We start from the raw sequence: 872 nt of genomic DNA, 5'->3' as shown, positions 1-872 counted from the left end.
GTCATTATTGGCGTCACTACGTGCCGAAAGATCGGCACTGAGACCCTCAACCTGGCTTTCGAGTTCTTCGATACGTTCGTCTTTCTGTTCAATCGTCGCCTCGAGTTCGCTTACACGGGTAGACAACAACTGGTTCTTCTCGATGAGGTATGCGTTCTGGCGGTTCGGTTCGTCGGTATCCACGTCGGTGCTCTCAGGCTCTGTTTCTAGCTTCGACTGCGTCGATTCGTTTCTTGGACTGGGGTCGTAGTACTCCGACGTCGCCTCGGTCGCCCGCTCAATGGTCTTCTCACCGTACGTCGATCCGTCGGCGTAGTGAACTTCGTCCCATTTCGCTCGGAGGAGTCCCGATTGTCGGAATAACGTGTCCATCTGTGTCGTGTCTCCACCGGTCCAGAACGCCAGCAAACAACACAGCGCCATGTCTGCTTCCGAGTTGCTGTCGTAGCCAGCGGTGTTCCCATTCCACAGGCGTTCGAATTTGGGCCCGTTCGAGGCGTTCTTTGCTTTCTTGAGTAACTCGTTGTCTTCGAGGGAGACTGCGGGTGTGGTGTTGGCGTCGTCCCTGACGCTCGTATGTTCGTCACGCTCGGGGTCTTTGTTCTCTGAGTGTAGTTGGACGTATTCACGATGAATCGCTTCGAGCGCGTCCTGTCGGCGTTTGACTTGTCCGGGCGTGTTGTCGACGCGGTCGCCGGTGACGGTAAAGAAGCGTGCGGTGTCGTACAGTTCGATATGCCCACGTCGGTTCCGTCCGTTGGGGAGTTCTCCTTTGATGAGCACATGGTAGCCCGTTCCCGATGGTGAGACTTCCGTGTAGGAATCGAGTCGGTCGATGATGTCCTGTGCGTCGTCGTCGACGTCACCGGTCT

Annotated in this window: 1 protein-coding gene; it reads right to left on the bottom strand. The window is 56.3% G+C overall.

The annotated features are described in order from the left end of the window. Nucleotides 1–872 (bottom strand): phage NrS-1 polymerase family protein (locus AUR66_RS21740; protein ID WP_058571182.1); only part of this gene is annotated, 872 nt, incomplete at both ends.

This window comes from Haloferax profundi (assembly GCF_001469865.1).
Classification (GTDB): domain Archaea; phylum Halobacteriota; class Halobacteria; order Halobacteriales; family Haloferacaceae; genus Haloferax; species Haloferax profundi.
The sequence above is the reverse complement of the archived record's forward strand: the minus strand, read 5'-3'. Positions and strand labels throughout refer to the sequence as shown.